The organism is Streptomyces sp. NPDC041200, from assembly GCF_055591805.1.
The window spans coordinates 762,655-786,908 of record NZ_JBVIZF010000002.1; the positions used below are offsets into that span (position 1 = coordinate 762,655).

General features: G+C 73.0%; 17 protein-coding genes. 11 read left to right on the forward strand and 6 right to left on the reverse strand.

Annotated features, from left to right (window positions below):
* Positions 1 to 505: 505 nt before the first annotated feature.
* Together ACZ6CL_RS08685 and ACZ6CL_RS08690 are read left to right on the forward strand one after the other, a co-directional pair.
* Positions 506 to 1,897 carry a transcriptional regulator gene (locus ACZ6CL_RS08685; RefSeq protein WP_468932871.1) on the forward strand — a complete coding sequence of 464 codons (1,392 nt, stop codon included), beginning with the start codon at positions 506 to 508 and terminating at the stop codon, positions 1,895 to 1,897.
* Between the two features lie 138 nt (positions 1,898 to 2,035).
* Positions 2,036 to 4,066 carry a hypothetical protein gene (locus tag ACZ6CL_RS08690; RefSeq protein WP_468932872.1) on the forward strand — a complete coding sequence of 677 codons (2,031 nt, stop codon included), beginning with the start codon at positions 2,036 to 2,038 and terminating at the stop codon, positions 4,064 to 4,066.
* A gap of 55 nt (positions 4,067 to 4,121) precedes the next feature.
* Here the strand turns inward: ACZ6CL_RS08690 and ACZ6CL_RS08695 are convergent, their stop codons facing one another.
* Positions 4,122 to 5,441: an ABC transporter substrate-binding protein gene (locus tag ACZ6CL_RS08695; protein ID WP_468932874.1), complete on the reverse strand. Its 1,320-nt coding sequence runs from the start codon at positions 5,439 to 5,441 to the stop codon at positions 4,122 to 4,124.
* Between the two features lie 117 nt (positions 5,442 to 5,558).
* On the opposite strand from ACZ6CL_RS08695, the gene ACZ6CL_RS08700 reads away from it, so the two are divergent.
* Both ACZ6CL_RS08700 and purU read left to right on the forward strand, forming a co-directional pair.
* The gene (locus ACZ6CL_RS08700) at positions 5,559 to 6,059 is read left to right on the forward strand and encodes an SCO4402 family protein (protein WP_468932877.1); all 501 of its coding nucleotides are present in this window, start codon (positions 5,559 to 5,561) and stop codon (positions 6,057 to 6,059) included.
* 76 nt (positions 6,060 to 6,135) lie between these two features.
* A complete protein-coding gene (purU, locus tag ACZ6CL_RS08705) occupies positions 6,136 to 7,005 on the forward strand; it encodes a formyltetrahydrofolate deformylase (RefSeq protein WP_468932880.1) in 870 nt (289 codons plus the stop codon).
* A gap of 51 nt (positions 7,006 to 7,056) precedes the next feature.
* Here the strand turns inward: purU and ACZ6CL_RS08710 are convergent, their stop codons facing one another.
* Together ACZ6CL_RS08710 and ACZ6CL_RS08715 are read right to left on the reverse strand one after the other, a co-directional pair.
* Positions 7,057 to 8,502, reverse strand: a complete 1,446-nt coding sequence (locus ACZ6CL_RS08710; protein ID WP_468932883.1) for a zf-HC2 domain-containing protein — start codon at positions 8,500 to 8,502, stop codon at positions 7,057 to 7,059.
* Positions 8,499 to 9,077 (reverse strand): sigma-70 family RNA polymerase sigma factor, encoded by a 579-nt coding sequence (locus ACZ6CL_RS08715; protein WP_468932886.1) that lies wholly within the window; start codon positions 9,075 to 9,077, stop codon positions 8,499 to 8,501. The genes ACZ6CL_RS08710 and ACZ6CL_RS08715 overlap by 4 nt, the downstream gene beginning before the upstream one ends.
* A 308-nt stretch (positions 9,078 to 9,385) precedes the next feature.
* Here ACZ6CL_RS08715 and ACZ6CL_RS08720 point away from each other — a divergent pair, with 308 nt between their 5' ends.
* Positions 9,386 to 9,763: an STAS domain-containing protein gene (locus ACZ6CL_RS08720; RefSeq protein WP_468932889.1), complete on the forward strand. Its 378-nt coding sequence runs from the start codon at positions 9,386 to 9,388 to the stop codon at positions 9,761 to 9,763.
* Between the two features lie 88 nt (positions 9,764 to 9,851).
* Here ACZ6CL_RS08720 and ACZ6CL_RS08725 read toward each other — a convergent pair whose 3' ends face one another.
* The 3 genes from ACZ6CL_RS08725 to ACZ6CL_RS08735 all read right to left on the reverse strand — a co-directional run bounded on the left by ACZ6CL_RS08725 (position 9,852) and on the right by ACZ6CL_RS08735 (position 13,814).
* A complete protein-coding gene (locus ACZ6CL_RS08725) occupies positions 9,852 to 11,024 on the reverse strand; it encodes a sensor histidine kinase (RefSeq protein ID WP_468933339.1) in 1,173 nt (390 codons plus the stop codon).
* Positions 11,025 to 11,038: 14 nt separating this feature from the next.
* Positions 11,039 to 11,707: a response regulator gene (locus ACZ6CL_RS08730; protein ID WP_468932891.1), complete on the reverse strand. Its 669-nt coding sequence runs from the start codon at positions 11,705 to 11,707 to the stop codon at positions 11,039 to 11,041.
* 496 nt (positions 11,708 to 12,203) lie between these two features.
* Positions 12,204 to 13,814, reverse strand: a complete 1,611-nt coding sequence (locus tag ACZ6CL_RS08735) for a helix-turn-helix domain-containing protein (RefSeq protein ID WP_468932894.1) — start codon at positions 13,812 to 13,814, stop codon at positions 12,204 to 12,206.
* Positions 13,815 to 13,845: 31 nt separating this feature from the next.
* On the opposite strand from ACZ6CL_RS08735, the gene ACZ6CL_RS08740 reads away from it, so the two are divergent.
* The 6 genes from ACZ6CL_RS08740 (at position 13,846) to ACZ6CL_RS08765 (ending at position 24,154) form a co-directional block, all read left to right on the forward strand.
* A complete protein-coding gene (locus ACZ6CL_RS08740) occupies positions 13,846 to 15,186 on the forward strand; it encodes an alpha/beta fold hydrolase (RefSeq protein ID WP_468932896.1) in 1,341 nt (446 codons plus the stop codon).
* A 198-nt stretch (positions 15,187 to 15,384) separates the two neighbouring features.
* Entirely contained in the window at positions 15,385 to 16,746 is a 1,362-nt protein-coding gene (locus ACZ6CL_RS08745) for a M64 family metallopeptidase (protein WP_468932899.1), read from the forward strand.
* A 276-nt stretch (positions 16,747 to 17,022) separates the two neighbouring features.
* Positions 17,023 to 18,711 carry a serine/threonine-protein kinase gene (locus tag ACZ6CL_RS08750; RefSeq protein WP_468932902.1) on the forward strand — a complete coding sequence of 563 codons (1,689 nt, stop codon included), beginning with the start codon at positions 17,023 to 17,025 and terminating at the stop codon, positions 18,709 to 18,711.
* 87 nt (positions 18,712 to 18,798) lie between these two features.
* A complete protein-coding gene (locus ACZ6CL_RS08755) occupies positions 18,799 to 20,628 on the forward strand; it encodes a serine/threonine-protein kinase (RefSeq protein WP_468932904.1) in 1,830 nt (609 codons plus the stop codon).
* 75 nt (positions 20,629 to 20,703) lie between these two features.
* A complete protein-coding gene (locus ACZ6CL_RS08760) occupies positions 20,704 to 22,335 on the forward strand; it encodes a succinic semialdehyde dehydrogenase (RefSeq protein WP_468932907.1) in 1,632 nt (543 codons plus the stop codon).
* Positions 22,336 to 22,363: 28 nt separating this feature from the next.
* Complete coding sequence (locus ACZ6CL_RS08765; RefSeq protein ID WP_468932910.1) at positions 22,364 to 24,154, forward strand: GMC oxidoreductase; 1,791 nt, start codon at positions 22,364 to 22,366, stop codon at positions 24,152 to 24,154.
* Positions 24,155 to 24,254: the final 100 nt, after the last annotated feature.

Consider the following 24,254-nt stretch of genomic DNA (forward strand, 5'->3'; position numbering starts at 1 on the left):
TTGTTGTTGTCACTTCCGTTTTTTCTCCAACAACAACACACCTTCCCCCCCAAAAAGGGGTTACGCCCCCCCCCCCCGTCTCCCCCCCGGGGCCCCCCCCCCCGGCCCCGCGGCGAGTGAGCCGAAGGGGCGCGCCGGTGTCGAAAGGGAGCGCGCGCAGGGAGCGAGGTACGAGCGACCGAGCACGGTCGACCGTCGACATCGGCTGTGGCGCCCCGGAGGCGAACCGAGCCTTAAAAGAGGGGGGCGTGACGGCATGCCGGGGCGCATGGGTGCACGGGTGGGGGCGCGTATGGGGCTCCGGCTGCGTAAGCGGGTAGCCACCATGCGTGACAGGCGTACGAGGGCGTTTTGGCGCGGCCGTACGCACGTACGTGAACCAAGCGGTCTATGTGGTCAATACGGGCAAGTTCCGCATTCGCCGTATACCTGCGATACCCGCGGGGAACTGATCAACAGGGACGGCATCCGCCGAGAACGCACAGCAGTCACTGGGGGTAAAACCATGGCCGCTAGGCCGCTTGTGGCGCGACAGCCGAACGAACGGCTGCAAGCGCTCATTCAGGAAGCCGCGTGCTCCAATGCCGGTTTGGCCCGCAGGGTCAACATGTGCGGTGCCGAGCACGGTCTCGATCTGCGTTACGACAAGACGTCGGTCGCGCGGTGGCTGCGCGGGCAGCAGCCCCGGGGCCGCGCCCCGGGCATCATCGCCGAGGCGCTCGGCCGCAAGCTCGGCCGTACGGTCACGATCGACGAGATCGGCATGGCCAACGGCAAGAACCTGGCGTCGGGCGTGGGGCTGCAGTTCTCGCCGACCGTCCTCGGCGCGATAGAGCAGGTCTGCGAGTTGTGGCGCAGCGACGTCGGCCGCCGCGACTTCCTGACCGGCTCGACGGTCGCCGCCTCGGCGCTCGTCGAGCCCAGCCGCGACTGGCTGATCACCGGCGCGGACGCGCAGGTCGCGCGCACCGCCGGGGCCCGGGTCGGCCGCTCCGACGTCGCCGCGGTGCGGGCCACCACGGACGCGCTGGTCGAGCTGGACCACCGCTACGGCAGCGGCCATGTGCGCCCCGTCGTCGTCCACTACCTCAACAGTGTGGTCTCCGGGCTGCTCGCCGGGTCCTACCGGGAGTTGGTCGGGCGCGAACTGTTCGCCGCGGTCGCCCGCTTGACGGAGCTGGCCGGGTACATGGCGATCGACACCGGCCAGTCCGGGCTCGCCCAGCGCTACTACATCCAGGCGCTGCGGCTCGCGCAGGCCGCCGGGGACCGGGGATACGGCGGCTACGTGCTGGCCGCCAGCATGAGCCATCTCGCCGCCCAGCTGGGCAACCCCCGGGAGATCGCGCAGCTGGCCAAGGCCGCGCAGGAGGGTTCGCGCGGCCAGGTGCCGCCGCGCGCCGAGTCGATGTTCCTGGCCGCCGAGGCGCGCGGGCACGCGCTGATGGGGGACGCCCCGGCCTGCCAGCACGCGGCCGGGCGCGCCTTGGACGCGATGGAGCGGGCGCTGGGCAGCGGCGGTCCCTGCGGGGACGAGCCGCCGTGGATCCAGCACTTCGACCACGCCTATCTCGCCGACGAACTCGCCCACTGCCACCGCGACCTGGGCCAGGCCGAGCCCGCCCGGCGGCGCGCCGAAGAGGCCCTGGCGGGCCACCCCGAGGGGCGGGTGCGGCGCCGCGCCATCGGGCTGCTGCTGCTCGCCACGGCGCACGTCCAGGGGCGCGAGGTGGAGCAGGCGTGCCACGTGGGCGGCCAGGCGGTGGATCTGCTCCAGACGCTGCGCTCCAACCGGGGCGCGGAGTATCTGGACGACTTCCAGCAGCGGCTGGAGCCGTACCGGGACGAGCCGGTGGTGCGGGAGTTCGGCGCGAGGCTGGAGGTGCAGGCGGCCTGAGCCCCTTCGCGGCGCTGACACAGCGCCGTTGCCGGGCCTTGGCCGGTGACCAGTCTCTCCCTCTGGCGGGCTCATACCCCCTCGGGTAACCGGTAGCGTGAGCCGACGATTCGGTAATCGCTTAATCAAGGAGACCCGGTGACGCAGAGCGGACAGGGTAACGAGCCGCACCTGCCTGCGGTCCGTGAGGGCGTCGTACTGCCCGCTCAGGGCGACCAGTGGCCCCCGGAGGCCTCGGAGCCTTCGGGGCCGCAGCACGGCGCCCCTGCCGGTGGTCAGGCGTGGGGCGAGCCCTGGGGACCCCAGGACGCCCCGCAGGCCCCCGCGCCGTCCGCTCCCGCCGGGCCTCCCGTGGGCGCTGGCCCGCTGCCGCCCGAGGGCGCCCCGTACGGGGCGCCGGATCAGTCGTACGGTCCGCCGCAGCCGGGGCCGGATCAGTCGTACGGTCCGCCGCAGGCGCCCGGGCAGGCGTACGGAGCGCCGCAGCCCCCGGCGCAGCCCCCCGGGCCGCCGCCGCAGCCCGCCGGGCAGTCGTTCGGGCCGCCGCCGCAGAGCGCGGGACAGCCGTACGGGGCGCCCCAGCCCCCGGCGCAGGGCGCCGGTGCGCCGCCGCAGGGTGCGGACCAGTCGTTCGGGGCGCCGCAGGGTGTGGGGCAGTCCCCCGGGGCGCCGCAGCTGGGCGCGGGGCAGTCGTTCGGGGCGCAGCAGCCTTCGGAGCAGCCGTTCGGTTCGCCGCAGCCCCCGGAGCAGCCCTCCGGTGCGCCGCAGGCGCCCGGGCAGGGCGCCGGTGTGCCGCAGGGCTGGGCGCAGCAGCCGCTGCCGCAGCAGCAGTCACCGCAGCAGGTGCAGCCCCCGGCGTATCAGCAGCCGCAGCAGCCGCCCGCGTACCAGCAGCCGCAGCCGCAGGCACAACCGCAGCCGCAGCCGCAGGCACAACCGCAGCCGCAGCCCTACGCCGGGGCCGCCGATGAGACGCAGTTGCTGCCGCCGCAGCCCGCGGGGGACGCCGAGGCGACCCAGTACATACCCCCCGTGCAGCCGTCCGCGAGCGCGCCGCTGCCGCCCGAGAACCGGCCCGCCAAGGCCGAGGCCCCCGCCGAGTCCACCACCCAGCTGCGCACCGTGCGCCCCGGCCGGGGCGCACACCGGGGCCGCGGGCAGCAGCCCGCCCCCGCCGCCGCGGCGGGGGACGCCGAGGAGACCTCCGTCCTCCCGGCCCCGATCCCGGCGGCCGAGCCGCCGCAGGCGGCCCCGTCCCGGCGCGGTCGGCAGCAACAGCCGCCGAAGCCCGCCGGCTCCCCCTTCGCGATCCGCCCCGGCCGTCCGGGCGACCGGCCGCCGCCCTCCGAGTTCGACGGCCTGTTCCGGGCCGATGGCGGCGACGCGGGTGCCGGCGCCGGTGCCGGTGCCGACTCCCCCGGCGAGACGCAGCAGATGCCGCAGTTCACCGCCCCGGCTCCGGCCCCGGTGGACGGGGGCGGCGGGCATGGCGGACGCGGTAGCAGGGGCGGCCGCCGTCGCCGGATGTCGCCCGCCGTGCTCATCGGCATCGTGGTCGCGGGCTGCGGGATCGCCGGGCTCGCCGCCGGAGCCGCGCTCAGCGCGGGCGGTGACGACGAGAAGAAGGACGACAACGCGACGCTGGGCAGCTCGGAGTCGAGCGCCGGTGAGGACAAGTCGGGCGAGGCGTCCGAGCCGTCCGAGTCCGCCGATCCCGCGAAGCCGCAGGCGACCGCGCTGGACGCGCTGCTCAAGGACAGCAACAACAGCCGCTCGTCGGTGATCAACGCCGTGAACAGCATCAAGACCTGCAAGAACCTGCCCAAGGCCGCCTCGGACCTGCGGACGGCCGCCGGGCAGCGCAACGACCTGGTGACCCGGCTCAGCAAGCTGTCCGTCGACAAGCTGCCGAATCACACCCAGCTGACCGCGTCGCTGACCAAGGCGTGGAAGTCGTCCGCGCAGGCCGACAACCAGTACGCGGCGTGGGCCGATCAGACCCGCGGCAAGAAGGGCTGCCCCAAGGGCCAGGCCCGCCGGACCGGACGGGTCGGCGCGGCCGAGCGGGCGAGCGGCGAGGCGACCGCGGCCAAGCGGAAGGCCGCCGAGTTGTGGAACCCGCTCGCCGGGAAGTACGGCCTCACCAAGCACGAGGCCACCCAGCTGTAGAGCCAGCTGTAGGGACCGGCCCAAGCTGTAGGCGGCGGGCTGGTCCCCGGGGCGGTCAGTCCCGGGGGCCGTACCGCTCCAGCGTCTTCGCCACGTCGACGAACCCCTTGCGCACCGCGACCAGCCGCCCGTCCCGCACCACCTGATAGGTGACGTCGGCGTTCACGATCCGCGGGTAGTCCCGCACGTTCAGCGGGTCGTTGTAGCCCCAGCGCAGCGGGGGCGTGAGGCCGCCCGTGTCGACCTTGTGGCCGTGGTCCAGCGCGTTGCGCACGGTGCGCGCGCTGATGTCGTCGGGGTTCAGGGACATCAGCACGGAGCGCAGCGCGGTGTAGGCGATCCAGGTGGTCTGGGTGCCCGCGTCGTCGGGGTCGATGCGGTTGTCGTCGAACGCGTACTTGTTGATGACCTTCTTCATGGGGCCCCAGCGCGGATCGTCCGGCGCCGGGTACCAGCCCGTGGCGTACGTCCCCTCCAGCGGGCTGCTGGTGCCGCCCGTGCTGTCGACCAAGGACTGCCGGACGCTGCCCATGATGGAGGCGATCCGCACCTTCGGGTGTTCCTCCTGGACGCGCCGGAAGGAGTCGAAGAAGGTGCCCGTGCGGTTGCCGAGCGCGGCGGTGACGCAGGCGTTGTCCATCTTGGCGCCCGCGGAGGCGGAGCCCAGGGAGCTGTCGGCGCCGACGTCCGTGAGGGCGGTGGTGGCCTGCGTGCTGTAGTCGCCCGCGTCCTCGGGGGCGCGTATGTCGTGCGCGGGCTTGCGGCCCGCCGCCTTGAGCCCGGCGTCGAGGAGTTCGGGGAGTTCGTCGCCCGCGATGGTGTCGGGGCGGACCAGCGAGACGCGGTCGCAGCGGGAGGCGAGCTGGCGGCCGTTGCCCGCGAGCAGCGTGGCCTGGCCGCCGTTGACGGGGTAGGAGTACGGGCTGTTGAACTCCTCCTGGGTCAGCCCGTAGCCGCCGATGTACGGGATGCCCGCGACCTCCAGCGGGGAGGTGAAGGAGCGGCCGTGCTGGCTGTACGAGCCGACGACGGCGACGGCCTTGGCCTTCCCCGCACCCTGCGCGCAGCGCGCGGCCTGGACCGAGTCGTTGCGCTCGTTGCAGGTGATCACTTTGAGCTTGCGGCCGTGGATGCCGCCGTTGGCGTTGACCCAGCGGGCGTACGCCTGAGCCATGGCGGGCATTCCCGGCATATTGGTCGCTTTGGTGCCCTCGGGGGCCCATGTCATCACGACGATGGGCTTGTTGTCCGACCCCTTCCCCATCCCTGGCAGCGAGCCGCATCCGGTCAGCGAGGACGCGCCGGCTGCGGCGCACAGTGCGGCGACGACGGCTGTTCGGAGGGGGCGGGAGGAGGGGCGTCGCCGTCCGGTCATGGTATGGGAGCCTGGTGCTCCGGTCGGAACGCATCCGCTCCGCCAGGGAACGCGCGGGTATCGGGAAGGTGAACACACGGGGGATATGCGTCCCTCTGTGTGAAGAACGTACGATCAGTGACTGTGCAAGGTTCGGAGAAGTCTTCCCGTCGCGGCCGTCGCTCGACCACCATGGGCGGTATGCCTGTCAACGACATGCCATGGTGGCGCTGGCGTACCAATGTGCGCTCTGGGCTGCACATGCTCTCTGACCCGGTCTTCCAGCAGGAGTGCTGGCTGGCCGGGCAACCCGGATACGGTGACGTCACCGACGCCGTCTATCGGCTGGTCGAGGACACCTGGCTGGACAACTGGTCAGCCGAGAAGTACATCGGAACGATCTTCCGTGACTCCCAGGAGGCGGCGCTCGTCGATGTCGCCGTGCTGCGGGTGCTGAGGATCCTCCACCAGGTCGGCGCGGACGCCCCGGTCTCCGCGTACATCGAGCACCACGGCTGGCCGGAGGCGGTGCGGGCGGCCCGCGACGCCCATGTGCGGCTGGCCTCCAACGACGGCGAGGACCCGGATGTGCCGCCGCGCACCCTGGAGGTGCTGTCGATCATGACGCAGGTCGCCTAGCGGCCAGGGCTCGTTACGGCTGGTCACGGCGGCGGCGGTCCTGAGGAGTGTCGCGGGTGTGCGACGCTATGGAGTCATGAGCGAGTCGCATTCCGTCCCCGACCAGTACATCCTCACGCTGTCCTGCCCGGACAAGCAGGGCATCGTGCACGCCGTGTCGAGTTTCCTCTTCATGACCGGCTGCAACATCGAGGACAGTCAGCAGTTCGGGGACCGGGATACGGGGCTCTTCTTCATGCGGGTGCACTTCCGCGCCGTGTCCCCGGTGAAGGTCGAGGACCTGCGGGCGAGCTTCGCGGCGGTCGGCGACTCCTTCGGGATGGACTGGCAGATCCACCGGGCGGACCAGAAGATGCGCGTCGTGCTGATGGTCAGCAAGTTCGGGCACTGCCTGAACGACTTGCTCTTCCGCTCCCGGATCGGCGCGCTCCCGGTGGAGATCGCGGCGGTGGTCTCCAACCACACCGACTTCGAGGAGCTGGTGGGCTCGTACGGGGTCCCGTTCCGGCACATCCCGGTGACCAGGGACACCAAGGCGCAGGCCGAGGCGGAGCTGCTGACGCTGGTGCGCACGGAGAACGTCGAGCTGGTGGTGCTGGCCCGCTACATGCAGGTGCTCTCGGACGACCTGTGCACCCAGCTGTCCGGCCGGATCATCAACATCCACCACTCCTTCCTCCCGAGCTTCAAGGGCGCCAAGCCGTACCACCAGGCCCATGCGCGCGGTGTGAAGCTGATCGGCGCGACGGCGCACTATGTGACGGCCGACCTGGACGAGGGCCCGATCATCGAGCAGGAGGTCGAGCGCGTCGGCCACGAGCTGACCCCGGACCAGCTGGTCGCGGTCGGTCGCGACGTGGAGTGCCAGGCGCTGGCGCGGGCGGTGAAGTGGCACAGCGAGCGCCGCGTGCTGCTGAACGGCCACCGGACGGTCGTCTTCGGCTGATCCGGGGCTGAAGCGGGGGCTGGCACCGGGCTGATCCGGGGGCTGCGGCGGCTACATCCGCGACAGCGAGGCCGTCGCGAACAGCACGTCGCGGATCGCCTCCACGTCCCCCAGCTGCCCCACCGCCGCCTCCTGCGGCGGCACATGCCCGGCGGCCAGCTGGTGGAACGTCTCGGGGTCCAGCGCGATCTGGGCCACGGTCTCCTCCGCCGTGCCCACGGCGGCCGGTGAGTCCAGCGCGATGTACCAGTCGCCGCCGCCGGGTCCCTCGACCTCCAGATGGAGCGTACGGCCCGGGGCGCCGGCCTCCACCAGGCGGCGCGGCGGGGCGGCGAGCCCGGCGCGGCGGCGCTCGGCCAGCGCGTCGGGCAGCAGCCGGGCGCACAGGTCGATCATGGCCTTGAGGTGGGCGGAGGACGGGAGTTCATACGGGTAGTCGACGGCCTCGGCGATGTCCCCGGCGTGCACCCAGCACTCGAAGGCGCGGTCCAGGAACGCGTCGCGGACCGGCAGGGTGAAGTCCCCGAACGGAACGGCGAGATCCGAGGCCCCGCGCCCGGCGAACGACACCGTACGGACCAGCGCGTGCCCCTGCTCCCGCCACAACTCCCGCAGCAGGGTGGACGGACCGGTCCCGCCCGCGACATCGGGCTCCGCGTGCCAGTACGCCTCCGTACGGGCCGAGGGCGAGCCGGGAGCGAGTGCGTGCTCGTGCTCGTGCGCCTGCTCGTACTCGCCGAGCGGGTCGGGCAGCCCGAGGGCGGCGGCGACGGCGCCGTCCACCACCATCAGATGCCCGATCACCCCGGCGACCGTGGTGTTCCGGCCGGTGAGGCGCAGCCCGTCGAACCACTTGAGCCGAACCGGAGCGCGCCATTCGGCCTCGCCCATGTCCCGCAGCAGCGCGTCCAGCCGGGCGGCCTCCGCGTCGTACGCGGCGGCCCAGCCGGGCACCGGTATCCGCGCCGGGCGGCGGCCGAGGCATCCGGCCAGCACCCGGGAGCGGAGCAGCGGGTCGAGGTCGAGGCTGTGCTCGGCGTGCAGGAGCCCCACGGCCTCGCGCAGCCGCAGCGCCTCTTCGGCGCAGGAGGGGCAGTGGTTGAGGTGCGCTTCGACGGCGGCTGTCTCGCCGGGGGAGCAGGCGGTGAGCGCCCAGGCGCCGAGGAGCGACCGCAGGACGTCATGCGTGGGCGGCGCGGTGGTGCGGTGCGGGGCGGTGGGTTGGCGGGTGTCGGGCTGGTCTGCGGCGGGCTGGTCGTCTGGTGGATCGGTATCGGTATCGGTATCGGGCGGGTCGGCTGGTTCGGGCAGTGGCATCAGGGGCCCCGGCCAGCCGCTGGCGTCCTCGGCGGCGGACCGAGGCGTCGGGATGCGGGGCGACTCGGCCTGTTCGGGCGGAATGCCCGGAGTGTCGCCAGGTCCGTCTCTGCCGTCGCCGTGGCCGTAGTCGCCGGGGTCGCCGGGGTCGCACCGCTCCGGGCCGCCCGCGCCGCTCATAGCGCCCGCCCGTAGCCGGGAGGCGCGATGGTGCGCGGCGGCGGAACGTAGGCCGTGGACAGCAGTTGGAGCCCGAGCCGCAGGCGGCGCCTGGCCTCGTCCTCGGTGACGCCCAGCGCGGCGGCGGCCTGGCGGTAGTCGCGGCGGTCGAAGTAGGCCAGTTCCAGGGCGGCGCGCAGCGGGGCGGGCATGGAGGTGACGATGTAGTCGGCGCGGGCCGCGACGGAGGCGTCCCGGACGCGCTCCTCGACGGCGACGTCATCACCATCGCCCTCGCCGCCGTCTTCGGCGGTCTGCGACCGGAGCCGGTGCACCGCTTGACGGTGGGCGAGGGTGGCGATCCAGGAGCGCAGGGAGCCCTGCTTGGGGTCGTACGCGTCCGGGTTCTCCCAGACGTAGGCGAAGACCTCGCGGGTGATGCGGTCGGCCGCGTCCTCGTCTTCCAGGACGCGATGGGCGAGATGGTGGACCAGGGAGGCGAAGCGGTCGTACAGCTCGCCGAGTGCGGCGGCTTCCCCGCGCGCCAGCCGCTGCTGCATCCTGCGGTCCCAGCGGGGCGGTGCGTCGTTCGCCATGCGGCCCCCATCCCTGTTCGTCGGCCGGGTCTCCTGGCACTATGCCCACCTTCATATCGAATGTAGTGCCGGGGGCTGACACAACGCGCCTCCATGCGGCAAAGTGCGGCACAACGCGGCTGCGGATGGTATTGGGCCGCTCACGGTGCGCAGAACCGGTGGGACGAAACGCTTCGGCGGGGCATAGGCTCGTTGTACGGCTTGAGACTGGGGGGAGTTTTATGCGGTGCCGGGCGGGCAGCCGCCCTGGAACAGCAAATTCCGGTTAGCTGCGAGCGAAGGGCTTCGAGCGCGTGACGTTGAAGGTGATGGAGGACGGACGGGGGGAGTGGGTCGTCCTGCAGGTCTCCGGCGAGATGGACCTCGTGACCTCGCCCGCAGTCCGGCAGCACGTCCACGACGCGGTCGCCGAGGGCCGCCACTCACTGGTGCTCGACCTCTCCGAGGTCCGGTTCTGCGATTCCAGCGGTGTCGGTGTCCTGATCGCCGCGCGTCGGCTGATGCGGTCGTGCTCGGGCAAGCTCCGGCTGATTCTCCCGCCGCAGGACGCCGCCCACGGCTCCCATGTGCACCGCGTCCTCGCGGCCCTGGGTGTCCGCCGCCTGTTCGACGTCTATCCCAATCTGATGGTGGCGACGGAACCGGACGGCGACGAACAGAACACCGCGAACACCCTCTCGGCCTAGCCGCCCAGCCGCCCGGCCGCCTGGCCTTCCAGCCGTTCCGGCCCGGTGTCGGCTCTTCCAGCCCGGCCGAGCCCTACGCACCCGCGCCCTACGGCAGCGGCGGCACCTTGGGGAAGTCCGCCAGCACCACGAAGCCCCCCTCCTCCGTCGGCTCCGCCCGCAGCGTGCCGCCCAGCAGCACCGCCCGCTCCCGCAGCCCCACCAGCCCGTGGCCGCCGCCCGGCAGCCCCGGCGCCACGGCCGAGGCGTCCGGCGGCCCGTTCCGCACCTCCACCCGCAGCCCCCGCCCCTCGGCGGCCGCCTCCGCGACGCGTACCGTCACCCGCGCGCCCGGCGCGTGCTTGCGCACATTGGTCAACGCCTCCTGCACGATGCGGAACGCGGCCCGCTCCACCGCCTCCGGCCGCGCCGCGCGCCGCGCGTCGTCGGCCTCCTCGTACGCCACGTCCAGCGCGCTCAGCTCGATCAGCCGCGGCAGATCGGCCAGCCGGGGCTGTGGGGTGAGCTGTTCCAGGTCTCCGCCCGCTGCCCGCAGGATGCCGACCATGTGGCGCAGCTCGTCCAGCGTCCGTACGGACAGCTCGCGGATCGTCCGCGCTCCCTCCCGCGCCTGCTGGTCCTCCGCGCTGATCTGCACCGCCCCGGCCTGCAGGCTGATCAGGCTGACCTGATGGGCGACGACGTCGTGCATCTCGCGGGCGAGCCGCGCGCGTTCGGTGCTCAGCACCTGTTCGGCGATCAGCTCGTCGGCACGGCGGCGGCTGCGGGTCAGGTCGTCCAGGCGGGCGGCGAGTTCGCCCCGGGTGCGCACCAGCAGGCCGAGCGCGATGGGCCCGACGGAGGTGATGGACGCGTCGATCAGCGTGAGGGTGTTCTCGCGGTACGCGGTCGGCTCGAAGTCGGAGACCGGCCAGGGGACGAAGTGCGCTGCGGCCAGCAGCAGCGCCGAGACGCCGAGCAGCCGTGGGCCGGGGCGGCGTTCGGCCACGGTATAGAGCGCGATCATCGGCGCGAACCAGATGTAGCCGATGAGGATGCCGGGCAGGGTGACCAGGAAGACGGGCGCGGGGAATCGGCGGCGCAGCAGCAGGGCGGCCGCCGCGACCAGGGAGACGTCCAGCTCCAGCCCGAGGGTGACGCCGTTGACGAGCAGCGCGTCGGCCACGGCGAGCACGACGGGGACCAGCAGCGGCCCCCACTGCCGCACCCACCCCGGCAGGCGCCGCCGCCCCGAGGGCGGCGACGGCTTCGGCGGCGATATCGGCGCGGCCGGGGTCACCGCGGGCCGCCCGTCCCCGGGCGGCTGGTGATCATCCCGGCCCGGTCGGCGACGATGGCGGCCTGCACCCGGTTGAGCCCGCCCAGCTTGCCGAGCACCGCCCGCACATGGTCCTTGACGGTGCTGGGCGCGAGCCCCATCCGCTCGGCGATCTGCGGGTTGGCCAGCCCCTCGCCCAGCAGTGCGAGCACTTCGCGTTCGCGCGGGGTGAGGGCGTCGACGGCGCTGGCGGCGGTCGCCTCCGCCTCGGCGGCGAGATAGCCGCCGATCACCGCCCCGGTCACGCCGGGGTCGAGGACGCTGCCGCCCTGGGCGAGGGTGCGCACCGCGCGGACCAGTTGTTCCGGATCGGTGTCCTTGAGGAGGAACCCGGCCGCTCCGGCGCGCAGCGCGGCGGTCAGGTACTCCTGGGCGTCGAAGGTGGTCAGCATGGCGACGGTGGGGGAGCGGGGTGCGGCCCGCAACTGCCCGAGTACGGTGAGCCCGTCGGCGTCGGGCATACGGATGTCGAGGAGGACCACGTCGGCCTCGCTGGCGAGCACGGTCTCGACCGCCGTTCCGCCGGAACAGTCGGCGACCACGTCGATGTCCGGGGCCGTTCCCAGGATCAGCCGCAGGCCGGATCGTACGAGTGCCTCGTCGTCGACCACCGCAACACGGATCACCGGCAGCTCCCCTCGCTCAGCTGTCATGCGCATTGTCCGCACAGCTCGTTCGCACAGCCTGCCGTATCGGAGCACCAATATGGAGTGGTCTCCTCCGCCCTGTTGGGGGGATCACCCCTCCGATCGGCGGGGGGCGAGGGAAGACCACGGGCGGATGACCGCGCATCCACGGCCGGGCACAGTGGATCACATGCCGCACCACTCCGCGGGGTACACCCGACCCCCCGCCCCGACAGCGCGTCGTACGGCCTCTCTGCGCGCCGTGACCACCGTGGCCGAAAATGGCCGCGGTGTGGGGCGGAAAGCGGGGCGCTACGGCGCCGGGCAGGCCGCCGCGACCCCCACACGCGGCGGCCTGCTCACCCTCTGACCCGCCCGCCGAGCCGTGTCGACCGGCCCTCGCAGGGGGGAGGACCGGCCCATCGGGGCCTGACCACCCCCGAGCGGCCCCGGCCCGGCGGGCGCTCCCATCACCCGTATGAGACGCCTTCCGCGATCAGTACTGAATGGGCGGTTCGGCCGGGGCCGGGCCCAGCGTGGTGGTGCCCGGTGCGGCCCGGTGTCCCAGGCCCGTCCGGTACGCGTCCATCGCGGCCTCCAACCGCCCCTCGCGGCGCAGCAGATCGCCCAGCAGCCGGCACAGGTCGGCCAGGTCACCGGCGGCGCCGGTGCGCTCCAGCAGCGACAGCGCCGCGCAGTAGTGCTCCTCCGCCCCCTCGGCGTCGCCGCGCTCGTCGGCTATCAGCCCGAGCAGCCGGTGGGCACCGCCCGCGTGCACCGCGCCGCGCTCCGCGGTGAGTTCGACGGCCTCCTGCCCAGACCCGGACCCGGACCCGGAATCGGATCCGGACCCGGAATCGGATCCGGACCCGGAATCGGACCCGGAATCGGACCCGGAATCGGACCCGGAATCGGACCCGGAATCGGACCCGGAATCGGGCCCGGTGTCGGACCCGGAATCGGAGCCGCCGGACCTCGCCAGCAGCGGCCGCAGCAGCGCCTCCGCCTCGGCGGCGCGGCCGCGCCGCCGCAGCACGTCCGCCAGCTCCACCTCCACCTGCACCGTGAACAGCGCGGCCCGCTTGGACGCCAGCATGTCGCGGGCGGTGCGCAGTTCGCGTTCCGCGCGCTCCAGGTCGCCGTCCTGCGCGTGGACGTAGCCGCGCATCCAGTGGCAGTGCGCCAGATCGGTGCGCAGCCGCAGCTGTTCGTACAGCTCCTGCGCCTTGGCCAGCGACGCGTCGGCCTCGGCGGTGCGGCCCTCCGCTATCAGGGTGCGGGCCACGCCACGGTGCATCTGGGCGACCAGTTCCGGGTTGTCCACGCTGGGCGCCAGCGCGAGCGAGAGTTCCGCGGCACGCACCGCCCGCCCGTGCGCCCCCATGTCCATGTACGGGGCGATGGAGGCGGTGTAGAGCAGCAGCAGGGCGTTCGGGTCGTGCAGCCCGGAGGCGTTCAGCTCGTCGATGGCGCTCTCCAGCAGATAGCAGGAGTAGCGCAGTTCGCCCGCGAGCAGATGGGAGACGGCGCGGCCGCGGAGCGCCGGGACGCGGCGCGGCAGCGGCTCGTCGGCGAGCAGCTTCTCGGCTGCCTCGAAGTGGTCGCGTGCGGTGGTCAGTTCGCCGGTCTCCATGGCGCAGTCGCCGGACCCCAGCAGGGCAGCGGCCCGCTCCTCGGTGAAGCCGAGCCGTTCGGCCTCGGCGCCGAGCGCCGCGAAGCGGGCGGCGGCGTCCTCGGTGTCGCCGGTGGCCAGCGTCCGCCGGGCGTCGGTGAGCCCGGCGCGCAGCCGGGTGGCGTCCTGCGGCGAACGGCCGGTGGCCAGCTCCTCGTAGGTGACGCCGAGCCGGTCGGCGAGGTGGCGCAGGGCGGCCTCGGAGGGGCGGACTTTCCCGGACTCCAGCGTGGAGACATACGCGGCGGTGTACGCCGGTTCGGCCAGCTGCCGCTGGGTGAACCCGCGTTCCGTACGCAGCCTGAGCACCCGGCGCCCGATCTCCGCCGTGCCCTCCGCCCCTGCCGCCCCCGCCGCCCGACCGTCTCCGGCGCTCTTTTCGGCCACCGTGCCCTCTTCTCCCCGGCGGTAACTTAATCGCCGGGCTAAGTCCATTTACGTGAGGATTAAAAAGATGCAGCAGGCGATGGATACAGCACCGGAGGGGTCGGACGCCACGGCGACCGTCCGTCAGCCGGGTCTGCGTCTCACCGACCATCATTTCGACGTACCGCTTGACCATAAGGCTCCGGAAGGCGAACGGATCCGGCTTTACGGCCGAGAGGTGGTCGCCGCGGGCACCTCGGACGCCGAGCGCGAGCGGATGCCGTGGCTGCTCTACCTCCAGGGCGGCCCCGGTTTCGGTGCCGACCGCCCGGTGGGCCGCTCCGGCTGGCTCGACCGCGCGCTCGACGAATACCGGGTGTTCCTCCTCGACCAGCGCGGAACCGGCCGCTCCACGCCCGCCACCCGCCAGACCCTGCCGTCGCGCGGCACCTCCGAGCAGCAGGCCGACTACCTGGCCCACTTCCGCGCCGACTCCATCGTCCGCGACTGCGAGCTGATCCGGACCCGGCTGACGGGCGGCCGCCCGTGGACCGTCCTCGGCCAGAGCTTCGGCGGCTTCTGCGCGGTCAGTTACCTCTCGTACGCGCCCGAAGGCCTCGACACCGTGCTGATCACCGGCGGGCTGCCCGGGCTCACCGCCGACGCGGACGAGGTGTACCGGGCCGCCTATCCGCGCATGGAACGCAAAACCCTCGCCCACTACGACCGTTACCCCGGCGACGCGGACACCGTCCGCCGCGTCGTCCGCCATCTCGCCGCGCACGACGAGGTGCTGCCGGAGGGCACCCGGCTGACCCCGGAGGCGTTCCAGCAGCTCGGCATCCTGCTCGGCACCGGCGACGGATCGCACCGCCTCCACTACCTCCTGGAGGGCGCCTTCGTGGAGACCGCCTCCGGACCGCGCCTCGCCGACGCGTTCGCCGAGCAGGTCGCCGCCGTGCTCTCCCGCGCCGGAAGCCCCCTCTACACCCTGCTGCAGGAGTCCCTCTACGCCCAGGACGGCCGCGCCACCGCCTGGTCCGCGCACCGCGTACGGGAGGAGTTCCCGCGCTTCGACGCCGCACGGGCGGCCGCCGAGGACGCTCCCGTCCTGCTGACGGCGGAGACCGTCCACCCCTGGATGCTGGACACCCACGCCGCGCTGCGCCCGCTGCGCCGCACCGCCGAGCTGCTGGCGACCCGCACCGGCTGGGGCCCGCTGTACGACCCGGAACGGCTCGCCCGCAACACCGTCCGCGTAGCCGCCGCGATCTACCATGACGATCTGTACGTGGACACCGCGCACGCGCTGGCCACCGCCCGCGCGATCCGGGGCTTGCGGACCTGGGTGACGGACGAGTTCGAGCACGACGGAGTACGGGCCGGAGGCCGCCGGGTGCTGGACCGGCTGCTGGCGCTGGCGCGGGACGAAGCGTCCTGACGGTGTGACGGCGAGTCACTCGGTGCGGGGTGCGGCCGTGGCTCGGCCGGGGGGACGAGCCAGGACATAGGGCCTGATGGTCGATTTCTTTAGCGAATCCCCTAGTTCCCATTGCTCGGACCATCCTTTGGCCCTAGGTTGAGCGGCGAATTAATCGTGTTTAACAGCCCGCTTACGGAGCAAACGTCGGGAGCCCCCGTGCGCAGAGGGATATGGCGAGGCCGCCACACCCCCTTACGCTCCGCTGTCGTCGCCGGAGGCCTGGCGCTGACGGCGGCGGTCGCCGCGACCCTGAGCGCCCCCGCGAGCGACGCGACCGCCGCGCCGTCTGTGCTGGCCGCCACCGAATCGGCCCGGCGCACCCATGAGGTGGAGTACTTCACCGGCCCCGGCGCCCACCCCCGGCACACCGAGGTCCCGGCCGCCACCCCCGCCCGGCTCACCCGCGGCGACCGCGCGCTCTCCCGCGCCGAAACCGCCGCGGACGGCGATGTCGCGTCCGTCATCGAGAACGGCGCCCCGGCCGACAAGGTCGACGTCGTCTTCGTCGGCGATGGCTACACCACCGCCCAGCAGGACGACTTCCACGCCGACGTGCGCTCCAAATGGGCGCAGATCTCCGCCGTCGAGCCGTACGCCGCCTACCGGAACCTCTTCAACGTCTGGTCCGTGGACGCCGTCTCCAACCAGTCCGGCGTCTCCGGCGACCCGTCCAAGGGCGTCGTCAAGGACACCGCCCTCGACTCCTACTTCTGGTGCGGCGGCACCGAACGGCTGCTGTGCGTCGACACCGGCAAGGTCGAGTCGTACGCCGCGAAGGTGCCCGAAGCCGACCTGGTGATCGTGCTGTCCAACTCCGCCAAGTACGGCGGCGCGGGCTACACGATCAGCTCCGGCGCCGGCTACGACGGCATCGCCACCGCCTCCTCCGACCACCCCGACTCCGATCAGGTCGCCGTCCACGAGACCGGCCACTCCGTCGGTGACCTCGCCGACGAGTACGTCTACGCCACGAACGGCACCTACACCGCCGCCGAACCTCGCGAGTCCAACGCCACCAAGCTGAGCGCCGCCCAGCTCACCTCGCAGAAGCAGAAGTGGTACCGCTGGATCGGCCAGACCTCACCGGACGGCGGCACGGTCGGCGCGTACGAGGGCGGCCGCTACTACCCCAAGGGCCTCAACCGCCCCACCGAGAACTCGATCATGCGCACCCTCGGCCGCGAGTACAGCCTGCCCGGCCGCGAAGCGATGATCGCGGGCTTCTACCGCCACGCCAGCGTGCTCAGCACCCGCACCGGCGCCTCTGCCGCCCGGACGGCGAGCCTCACGGTGAGCGTCCCGAAGTCCGCCTCGCTCAGCTGGTACGTGGACGGCACCGAAGTCGCCGCGGCGCGCGGCAAGAAGACCGTCACCCCCGCGTCCCTCGGTGTCCCGTCCGACGGCCGGACGCACACCGTCATGGCCAAGGCCGTGGACACATCCCGCGCGGTGAAGGACCCCGCGCTGCGCAAGCTGCTGACCGACTCCCGCACCTGGAAGGTCCCGGCCACCAGCTGACGCGCCCAGCCGCCGCATGGACGGCCGCCCCCTGAACCGCCGCCCCGTGGACCCCCGCCGCGGGGCGGCTTCATGGGGTCCTGCGATGCGGGGCGGCCGCGGTCCGCCCCTGTAACATCGGCACGCTCTACGATCCCCGACGCGGCCCGTCCGCTCAATCGCCCCCAAGGGCGAGCGTGCAGGCGCGCGTTACCCCGGCGCGCGGCTCATCCCACAAGGCGCCGGTGCCGCCCACCGGACGAAAGCGCCGCCGAACCCGTGAGGCAAGATGAGCCCATGGGTAACTCCGGGGGAAACACCGACCTGCTGGCCGGGCGTTATCGGCTGGGCTCGCGGCTCGGCCGCGGCGGCATGGGCACGGTCTGGCGGGCCGTCGACGAACTGCTGGGCCGCGATGTCGCGGTCAAGGAACTCCACGTGGACGAGGGCTACGGGCCCGACAACCGGCTGCGCGGCGAGCGCGCGCTGCGCGAGGCCCGTACGGTCGCCCAGATCAAGCACCCCAATGTGATCGTGCTGCACGACGTGGTCGAGCAGGACGACCATCCGTGGATCGTCATGGAGCTGGTCGACGGCGCCTCGCTCGCCGACCGGATGGGCGCGCGGGGCCCGCTCGGAGCGCACGAGGCGGGCCGGGTGGCGGCGGCGCTGCTGGACGCGCTGCGGGTGGCGCACGCGCGCGGGGTGCTGCACCGGGACATCAAACCGGCCAACGTGCTGGTCGAGGCGGGCACCGAGCGCGTCGTGCTGACGGACTTCGGGATCGCGCAGGTCGACGGGGCGACCACGCTCACCGAGGCCGGCGCGTTCGTGGGCTCCCCGGAGTACACGGCACCGGAGCGGATGACGGGGCGCCGTACCGGGCCCGAGTCGGACCTGTGGTCGCTCGGCGTGCTCCTGTGCACGCTGGTGAGCGGCGAGTCGCCGTTCCACCGGGACTCCATGGCGGGGGTGCTGCACGCCGTCGCCTACGACGACATCCACGTACCGGAGGCCGTCGGCCCGCTGCGGCCGCTCGTCGAGGGGCTGTTGCGGCGCGACGTCGAGACACGGCTGACCGCGGACGAGGCGGCGCGGATGCTGCGTGCGTACCTGGGCTCGGGGGACACCTCGGGGTTTTCCGTGCGGCGCACTCCGACGCAGTCCGGCACGCCGCTCGGGGCATCGGAGGGCACGCCGGTCGCCCCGACCGTCCCCGCGTCCGGGACGCGTTCCCCCAAGCGCCGTACGGTCTGGATGGCCGTCGCAGCGGTCATCGCCCTCGCCGGGCTGGGCGCGGGCACGATGGCGCTGCTGGACGACGGCGGCAAGGACACGACGGCCGGTCGCGGCGCGGGCCGGGTCGCGGAGGAGGACGTCGCGGAGAAGAACGGCGACGCGGAACCGGCCGGGCAGGGCTCGGACGGGACGGCTTCCCCGAAGGACCCCGCGAACCCGAAGGCATCCCCGGACGCCGCGGACCCGAAGGCGTCCACGGCCCCCGGGGCGTCCGCGCCCTCCGGCCCGGGCGGGGTGCCCGAGGGGTTCGAGCGGGTCCACGACCCCGCCGGGTTCTCGCTCGCCGTACCGAAGGGCTTCGCCCGCGAGGCCAAGGGGCCCCGCGTCTACTACAACTCGCCCGGCCTGGAGTTCCGCATCGGCATCCACGCCCAGGAGCCGGACCCGAGGGGGCCGCTGGCGGTGAGCCGGGCGGCGAACGCCAAGGGGCCCAGCGACTACGAGGGCTACCGCAACGGGCAGGTCATCCAGACCACGCAGAACGGCCACCCGGCGGCGCTGTGGGCGTTCGTCTGGAACGGTTCGGCCGATGACGGCGGCTCCCGGCAGACCTTCGACCTGAGCTGGAACGAGGGCGGCAAGATGTACGACCTGTGGCTTTCCGTCCCGGTGCAGAAGAAGTCCGAGGGGAAACGTTACTTCGACACGGCCGTCGCCACCTTCGCCCGGTCCGGCGCCTCCGGCTGACCCTGGTCGCAACGGCTTTGTCACGAGCCGTCCCCGGGGCCCATCGGCGGGTGGCGGTGTTCACCGCCGACCGGGTAATGATGGCGCATGACGAACGACGGGGGACGATGGGCGAACGAGCCCACCAGCTACGATCTGCGGCCGCCGCAGCAGGCGGCGCCCGAGGCGCCGCCCCAGCAGGCACCGCCACCGGCACCACCGCAGCAGGCCGCCCCGCCCGCGCAGGCGCCGCGACAGGCGACGGGGGCGGGGGCGGCGACCGGTCCCGGTGCGTACGAACCCACGCGGGCGTCCGGGCAGCGCCCCGCCGTCAGCGTCAGCACGCGCGGACCCGACCCGCGCGCCGCCCACAGCGCGCCCAGCGGCCCTGACACCGGGCGGCTCATCGGCGGCCGCTACCGCCTCCTCGGGCGCCTCGGCCACGGCGGCATGGGGACCGTATGGACGGCGCACGACCAGATCGTGGACCGCGAGGTGGCGGTCAAGGAGCCGCGTGTTCCGGACCATCTGCCGGACCGCGAGCGGCAGACCGTCTACCAGCGGATGGAGCGCGAGGCGCGCGCCGCGGCGCGGATCGACCACCCCTCCGTCGTCACCGTCCACGACGTGGTCGTGGAGGACGGCCGCCCCTGGATCGTCATGGAGCTGGTGCACGGCGATTCGCTGGCCGACCGGCTGGCCGAGGGCACGCTCGAACCGCGCGAGGCGGCCCGGATCGGGCTCGCCGTGCTGGGAGCGCTGTCGGCCGCGCACGAGGCGGGCGTCCTGCACCGCGACGTCAAGCCGCCGAATGTGCTGCTCGGCCGGGACGACCGCGTCGTCCTCACCGACTTCGGCATCGCGCACATCGAGGGTGAACAGGGCCTGACCGAGACCGGCGGCTTCGTCGGCTCGCCCGAATTCATCTCGCCCGAGCGCGTGCTGGGCCAGCGGCCGGGACCGGCGTCGGACCTGTGGTCGCTGGGCGTCGTGCTGTACGCGGCGGTCGAGGGCATGTCCCCGTTCCGCCGTTCGCACACCCCCGCGACCCTCCAGGCCGTGCTGTCGGCCGAACCGCAGCGGCCCGCGCGGGCCCCGGAGGCGCTCGGCTCCCTCACCATGCGACTGCTGCTCAAGGACCCGGCCATGCGCCCCTCGGCGGCCGAGACGCGCGAGGCGCTGGAGTCGGTCGTACGGCCGGTGCCGCCGCCTCCCCCCATGCCCACGGCAGGCGTATACGGCCCCCCGGCGGCGCGGAGCGGCGCCGCGCGGAACAGCTCCGTACCAGGCAACCCAGGCAACCGCTTCGTCCCGCCGGTCCTCCACGAGAACCGCCCGGCGCAGTTCGGCCTGGGCGCCGCCCTCGTCGTGATCGCCGCCGTATGCGTGCTGGTCTTCGTCAAGCCGTTCGCGAGCGATGACCCGCTGCCGTCCGGCTGGACGGTCCGCGAGGAGCGCGACGTGGTGGCCGCCTCGCTGGCGGTGCCGAGTGAGTACAAGCGGGTGCAGGACGACAGCGACGAGAACGAGCCGAGCGTCACCTTCGGCGATCCCAGCGGCGTCTACACCATCACCCTCACCAAGCTGGTCTCCGACCCGGAGCGGAAGATCACCGACACCACCGGTCTGGCCGGGGAGGTCGCCGCGTACTACAAGAGCGGTGCCCTGTCGACGATGGAGGAGGCGCGCAGCGAGAAGGCGCGGGAGACGCGGCAGCAGGGCGAACCGGCGAAGGACCTGAACACCACCTACTACAAGCCCGGCACCAGCAGCGACGAGAACCGCATCCAATACCTGAACCGCGATCACATCTTCGTCAGCGATGATCACATCGCCTGGCAGCTGACCGTGACGATGCCCGCCAGGGGCGACGCCCGCGCGACCGGCGACACGCTGTACGAGGACGTCGTGAAGAACCTGAAGATCGAGGGCATCTGAGCCGTCAGCTCCATCGTCCACAAATAGTTACCGACGGGTACCCAAACCGCCCGGCCGGGGCCTACGCTCGCCCCCATGACCGACTCGCAGGACAGCGCACAGGACCAGGCCATACCGGCCCCCGCCGAGGGGAACCCGGTGGCCGCCAAGGGGAACCGGACCGCCGCCGATGTCGTCACCCCCGAGCTGGTCGCCCGGCTCGCCCGGGGCATCGTCGGCAGCGGCAGCACCGTCAACCACACCCCGTTCACCGGGGAGGTCCTGGCCTCCGGGCTGCCCGAGTCCACCCCCGAGGACGTCGCCACCGCCTTCGAGCAGGCCCGCGAGGCCCAGCGCGCCTGGGCCGCGACCCCCGTGCGCGCCCGCGCCGCCGTCTTCCTGCGCTTCCACGATCTCCTCCTGAGCCGCCAGTCGGAGGTCCTGGACCTCATCCAGCTGGAGACCGGCAAGACCCGGCTGCACGCCCACGAGGAGATCCAGGGCGTCGTCCTGGCCGCCCGCCACTACGGCCGCAAGGCGCAGGCGTATCTGCGTCCCAAGTCCCATGTGGGCGTCGTCCCCACGCTCACCAAGGTCACCGAACTGCGCCAGCCGCGCGGCGTCGTCGGCCAGATCGTGCCGTGGAACTACCCGCTGGAGCTGTCGGTCGGCGACGCGATCCCCGCCTTCGTCGCGGGCAACGCGGTCGTCATGAAGCCGGACACCGAGACCGTGCTGACCGCCCTGTGGGCGCGGGAACTGATGCTGGAGGCCGGAATGCCTCCCGGCGTGTGGCAGATCGTCGTCGGGGACGGCCCGGTGGTCGGCCCGGCCGTCGTCGAGCACGCCGACTACGTCTCGTTCACCGGCTCCACCCGCACCGGCCGAGGGGTGGCCCAGGCCGCCGCCGCCCGTCTGGTGGGCTGCTCGCTCGAACTCGGCGGCAAGAACGCCATGCTGGTGCTGCGCGACGCCGACCTCGACCGGGCCGCCGAGGGCGCCGTCCGCGCGTGCTTCGCCTCCGCCGGGCAGCTGTGCATCTCCATCGAGCGGCTGTACGTCCACGAGTCGGTCGCCGACGGATTCATCGAGCGGTTCGCGGCCCGTACGAAGGCCATGCGGCTCGGCTCGGCCCTCGCCTACGGCGCCGAGATGGGCTCCCTCGTCTCCGAACGCCAGCTGGAAACCGTCACCCGCCATGTGGAGGAGGCCGTCTCCAAGGGCGCCACGGTCGTCGCGGGCGGCCGCCCCCGCCCGGACATCGGCCCGTACTTCTACGAGCCGACGATCCTGGACGGCGTCGAGGCGCCGATGGCGGTGTGCACCGAGGAGACCTTCGGCCCGGTGGTGTCCATATACCGTTTCACCGACGAGGACGAGGCGATCGAGCGCGCCAACGCCACCGCGTACGGCCTGAACGCCAGCGTCTGGTCCCAGGACGCCCGGCGCGGCCGCGCGGTCGCCGCCCGGCTGCGCGCGGGCACCGTCAACGTCAACGAGGCGTACGCCGCCGCGTACGGCAGCGTCGCGTCCCCGATGGGCGGCATGGGCGACTCCGGTCTCGGCCGCCGCCACGGCTCGGAGGGCATCCTCAAGTACACCGAGGCGCAGACGGTCGCCCAGCAGCGGCTGATGCCGCTCGGCCCGTCCTTCGGCCTGACGGACGAGAAGTACGCGGAGTTCATGACCCGCAGCCTGCGCGCGATGAAGGCCCTGCGGCTGCGCTGACCGGTACGCATCGAACGGGAGGTACCCGGTGTCAGGGGACACGTGCGCCGATGATGGCGCGTACGACTACGACGTCATCGTCATCGGATCGGGCTTCGGAGGAGCCGTCTCGGCCCTCCGGCTGACCGAGAAGGGATACCGGGTCGGCGTCCTGGAGGCGGGCCGCCGCTTCACGCCCGAGACCCTGCCCAAGAACTCCTGGGACCTCCGCAACTACCTCTGGGCCCCGGCCCTCGGCCTCTTCGGCATCCAGCGCATCCATCTCCTCGGCAAGGTGATGGTGCTGGCGGGCGCCGGGGTCGGGGGCGGTTCGCTCAACTACGCCAACACCCTGTACGTACCGCCCGAGCCGTTCTTCCGGGACCCGCAGTGGGGCGGCGTCACCGACTGGCAGGACGAGCTGGAGCCGTACTACGACCAGGCGCGGCGCATGCTCGGCGCCCGGCTCAACCGGACCATGACCCCCTCCGACGTCCATCTCAAGGCGGCCGCCGAGAAGATGGGTGTGGGCGACACCTTCCACATGGCGCCCGTCGGCGTCTTCTTCGGGGACGGCGACGACGCGGACGGGTCGGCGAAGGCCGCACCGGGGCAGGAGGCCCCCGACCCGTACTTCGGCGGCGCGGGCCCGGCCCGCCGGGCGTGCACCCAGTGCGGGGAGTGCATGACGGGCTGCCGCCGGGGCGCCAAGAACACCCTCAACGAGAACTACCTCTACCTCGCCGAGCGGGCCGGTGCCGTCGTCCATCCCATGACGACCGTGGTCGCCCTGCGCGACGCCCCGGACGGCGGCTACGACGTCGCCACCGTCCCCACCGCGCGCCGCCGCAAGGGCAAGCCGAAGACGCTGCGCGCGCGGTACGTCGTCCTCGCCGCCGGTACGTACGGCACCCAGACCCTGCTGCACACGATGCGCGACCGGGGGCTGCTGCCCCGGCTGTCGGACCGGCTCGGGATGCTCACCCGCACCAACTCCGAGGCCCTGGTCGGCGCCCAGACCACCGACCGCCGCTACCGCGCCCGCAGCGGGGAGCGGCCCGACTTCAGCCGGGGCGTCGCGATCACCTCGTCCGTCCACCCGGACGCCAACACCCACATCGAGCCCGTCCGCTACGGCAAGGGCTCCAACGCGATGGGCGTGATGTCCATCCTGCAGATCCCGGACGGCCGTGGCCCGCGCTGGCTGCGCTTCCTCACGGCGGCCCTCCGCCACCCGACGCTGGCCGCCCGCTCCCTGTCCAACCGCCGCTGGTCGGAGCGCACCATCATCGGCCTGGTCATGCAGACCCACGACAACTCGCTGACCACGTACCGCAAGCCGAAGGGCCCCGGCAAGGGCCTGCTCACCGCCCGCCAGGGCCACGGCACGCCCAACCCGGACCACATCCCGGAGGGCGCGGAGGCGGCGCGCCACCTCGCCGAGTCGATCAACGGCTTCCCGGGCAGCAACGTCGGTGAGCTGATGGGTACCCCGCTGACCGCCCACTTCCTGGGCGGCTGCCCGATCGGGGCGTCGGCGGAGGAGGGCGTGATCGACCCGTACCACCGGCTGTACGGACACCCGGGGATCAGCGTGGTGGACGGCGCGGCGGTCTCGGCCAACCTGGGCGTGAACCCGTCCCTGACGATCACGGCTCAGGCGGAACGAGCGATGTCCCTCTGGCCCAACAAGGGAGAAAAGGACCCCCGTCCAGCCCCCAACGCCCCATACGTCCGCGTGCCCCCCGTGCCCCCGACAACCCCAGCAGTCCCCAAGACGGCCTACGCCGCCCTACGCGTTGTGGGCAATCGTTCCCCCGGGGGCACCTCCCAGCGGTAGCTGGGGGCGGGGTTGGTGGTTGGGGACACCCCCCCCACCGCCCTCCCCCCCCACCACCCCCCCAAGGGACCGCCTTTGGGGTCTTCCCCCCCCAGGTGGT

Coding starts and splice junctions, on each gene's coding strand:
- ACZ6CL_RS08685 (WP_468932871.1), top strand. CDS start 506: ATGGCCGCTAGGCCGCTTGTGGCGCGACAGCCGAACGAACGGCTGCAA.
- ACZ6CL_RS08695 (WP_468932874.1), bottom strand. CDS start 5,441: ATGACCGGACGGCGACGCCCCTCCTCCCGCCCCCTCCGAACAGCCGTC.
- purU (WP_468932880.1), top strand. CDS start 6,136: ATGAGCGAGTCGCATTCCGTCCCCGACCAGTACATCCTCACGCTGTCC.
- ACZ6CL_RS08710 (WP_468932883.1), bottom strand. CDS start 8,502: ATGAGCGGCGCGGGCGGCCCGGAGCGGTGCGACCCCGGCGACCCCGGC.
- ACZ6CL_RS08715 (WP_468932886.1), bottom strand. CDS start 9,077: ATGGCGAACGACGCACCGCCCCGCTGGGACCGCAGGATGCAGCAGCGG.
- ACZ6CL_RS08720 (WP_468932889.1), top strand. CDS start 9,386: ATGGAGGACGGACGGGGGGAGTGGGTCGTCCTGCAGGTCTCCGGCGAG.
- ACZ6CL_RS08735 (WP_468932894.1), bottom strand. CDS start 13,814: ATGGACTTAGCCCGGCGATTAAGTTACCGCCGGGGAGAAGAGGGCACG.
- ACZ6CL_RS08740 (WP_468932896.1), top strand. CDS start 13,846: ATGGATACAGCACCGGAGGGGTCGGACGCCACGGCGACCGTCCGTCAG.
- ACZ6CL_RS08750 (WP_468932902.1), top strand. CDS start 17,023: ATGGGTAACTCCGGGGGAAACACCGACCTGCTGGCCGGGCGTTATCGG.
- ACZ6CL_RS08755 (WP_468932904.1), top strand. CDS start 18,799: ATGACGAACGACGGGGGACGATGGGCGAACGAGCCCACCAGCTACGAT.
- ACZ6CL_RS08760 (WP_468932907.1), top strand. CDS start 20,704: ATGACCGACTCGCAGGACAGCGCACAGGACCAGGCCATACCGGCCCCC.